Source organism: Candidatus Eremiobacteraceae bacterium (genome assembly GCA_035295225.1).
Taxonomy (GTDB): domain Bacteria; phylum Vulcanimicrobiota; class Vulcanimicrobiia; order Eremiobacterales; family Eremiobacteraceae; genus JABCYQ01.
In genome coordinates this window covers 1-2,907 of record DATGJI010000038.1, presented here as the reverse complement: position 1 = coordinate 2,907, position 2,907 = coordinate 1, and the positions used below count along the sequence as shown (strand labels likewise).

3 protein-coding genes are annotated in these 2,907 nt (G+C 64.5%); all 3 read right to left on the bottom strand.

The window, feature by feature from the left end:
* Positions 1 to 1,122 (bottom strand): Nramp family divalent metal transporter (locus tag VKT51_06215; GenBank protein HLJ83746.1); only part of this gene is annotated, 1,122 nt, incomplete at its 3' end.
* Between the two features lie 18 nt (positions 1,123 to 1,140).
* The gene (locus tag VKT51_06210) at positions 1,141 to 2,463 is read right to left on the bottom strand and encodes a CBS domain-containing protein (protein HLJ83745.1); all 1,323 of its coding nucleotides are present in this window, start codon (positions 2,461 to 2,463) and stop codon (positions 1,141 to 1,143) included.
* 9 nt (positions 2,464 to 2,472) lie between these two features.
* Positions 2,473 to 2,907 (bottom strand): aminotransferase class III-fold pyridoxal phosphate-dependent enzyme (locus tag VKT51_06205; GenBank protein ID HLJ83744.1); only part of this gene is annotated, 435 nt, incomplete at its 5' end.

Genomic DNA, 2,907 nt, shown 5'->3' with positions numbered 1-2,907 from the left:
CGGCAGCAGCATGCCGGAGATGACCTGCGACCAGAAGATGATAGCGAGCAGCGGCGCATGCGACCACAGCACCGGGATGGCCCCGAACACGATGATGGCGAGGTAGAGCCCGAAGAAGATCGGCGCCTCCCGGAACCGCTTGTCGACCCCGGATTCGAAGCCGAACGCCTCGCAGATCGTGTACGCGGTGGACAGCGGCAGCACCGACGCCGCGAACAGCGACGCGTTGAGCAAGCCGATCGCGAACAACGCGCTGGCGTACTTGCCGGCGAGCGGTTCTAGCGCGGCCGCCGCCTGGCCGGCATCGCTGACGGTGACGTGGTGCACGTACAGCGTCGCGCCGCATGCCAAGATGATGAAGAACGCCACGATGTCGGTCATGAACGAGCCGATGACGACGTCGAGTTGAGAGTAGCGCAGCTCGCGCGGTTTGACGCCTTTCTCGACGACCGACGATTGGACGTAGAATTGCATCCAGGGGGCGATTGTCGTGCCGATCACGCCGATGAACATCGCCACGTAGCTGGTGTGCCAGGAGAAGTTCGGCAGCAGTGTGGCGCGCGCGACCGCAGGCCAGTCAGGTTTGGCGAGTAGGCCCGAGACGATGTACGTGACGTACACGAGGCATGCGAACAAGAACACTTTTTCGACGCCGCGATAGTTGCCACGTAACACCAACAGGCTCACGAACACTGCCGCGAGCACCACGACGAGCGCCCGATTGAAGTGGAAGACGTCCGCGCTCGAGGCGACGCCGGCGAACTCGGCGACGGTGGTGAACAGATTGGTCGCGAGCAGGCTGAGCATCACGAAGAACGTGATGCGCACGCCGAATTGCTCGCGCGTGAGATCGGCGAGTCCCTTGCCGGTCACAACGCCGAGCCGAATGCACATCTCCTGGATGACGATAAGCGCAAAGGTAACGGGGATCAACAGCCACAGAAACGCATAGCCGAACTGCGCGCCCGCGAGCGAGTAGGTCGCGATGCCGCCGGCGTCGTTGTCGATGTTGGCGGTGATGATCCCGGGCCCGAGCACCGCGGCGAAGATCAGCAAAGAGCGCCAGAACGTGACGCGCTTGACCGGACCGTGTCGCTCGACGGTGGTTTCTACGGCTTCCATGGCGCTCCGCGAAGAATCCTAGGTGGTCTGGGTTCTTGGCTTCGCCTTCGAGCGCGACTTCCCCACGTGGGGCAACATCTTTCGCAGTTTCTCGGGAAGCAAGACGTCGATCACATCGTCGACGGTGACGATGCCTTGCATGCGGTCCTCGCGGTCGACGACGGGCACTGCGATGAAGTCATACCGGGCGATGGTGGTCGCCACCTCATCGCGCGGCGCTTCGAGCTGCACCGTCACGACATCCTCGACGCTGATCTCGGCCACCGCCTGGTCCGGGCGGCCCATGACCAATTCGCGCAGCGAACAGACGCCGACGATATGTTCGCGTTCATCCAAGATGTACACGTAATACACGAGCTCGGCGTCGCCGGCGTTGTCGCGGATACGATCGAAGGCTTGCGCGACCGTCAAACCCGGCGGTATCCAGAGGTACTGCGTGGTCATGAGTCCGCCGGCCGTCTGCTCGGGATGGCCGAGCAGCTCGCGCAGATCTTCGGCTTCGGTGGGCTCGATAAGGCGGAGCAGTTCTTGCTGTTTATCCTGTTCGATCTGGCCGAGCAGGTCCGCCGCGTCGTCCGGCTCCATCTTCTCGATGATGTCGGCGGCGCGTTCGGGCTTGAGGTCCTCGAGAATGGACAGCTGGGTGTCGACGTCCAGTTGCTCAAAGGCGTCCGCGGCGGTTTCCTCATCGAGCGAGGTGACGAGCGACGCCTGTTCCGACGCGGTCAGGTCTTGGAGGATGGCAGCGAGATCGGCGGGATGGATGCGGTTGAGGCGTGCGTGCGGCACGCGCAAACGAATCGCTTCGCTCGCTTGATCGTGTTGCAGGGGCTGCACCGCTTCCCACGAGATCAACGTCGGCGGCATTCCCGTGAGCTGCGGGCGGGCTTCCAGCTGACGTCCGAGAGCGCGCAGGCCGAGCCTGCGCAGCAAGCCGGGGAAGCCGACATCGGCCGCCATGAGACGCATTTGCGCGCCCGCAGGCGCGAGCCGCACGTCGTTGACCCGAACGACCTTCTTGCCGTCGACGTCGAGGATCTGCTTGTCAAGCACGGCGCGGTTGACGAGCAACTCGTCGCTCGGCGGCGACACCGCGGTCGCATCGATCGGTGGCGATTGCACCGAGATATCGTCCGGCGTCAAGGTCTCCACGCTCGCGAACGGTGCGAACCGCCGAACGCCATCCTGGCCCTTGATGTACAAGCCGGTGACCGCGGGGAACGTGTCGTTGCCCGACACCGCGACGTCTTCCAAGCGGCCGATGCGCACGTGCTGGCTGCCGGCGTGCAGCGTCACCGGCCGGCCGATCAGTTCGCTTGCGAACGCCTCACGCAGCCGCACCGCGCACCGTCAGGCTTCGCGGATCGCGCGCTCGAGCACCGCGACCGCCTGATCGATCTGTTCGCGATCGACCACCAAAGCCGGCGTGAAGCGCAGCGCGGAAAAGCCGCACGGCAACAGCATCAGTCCGTGCGCGAAACACCGCCGCAGGACGCGGTCGCGGAACTCGACGTCGGGCGTGCGGCTGACGCGGTCGACGACGAAATCGACCGCCAGCATCAATCCTTTACCGCGCACGTCGCCGATGGATGGAAAGCGATCTTGCAGTTCGCGCAAACGGGCGATGAAGTATTCGCCCAACTCGGCGGCGCGCTCCACCAAGCGCTCGCGTTCGATCACGTCGAGGGTCGCCTTGGCGGCGGCAAGCGCGATACCATTGCCGCCGAAGGTGTTCGAGTGCGCTCCTTGCGTGCCGAAGTCGAGGTCGGCGTCGAGGATCTGCGC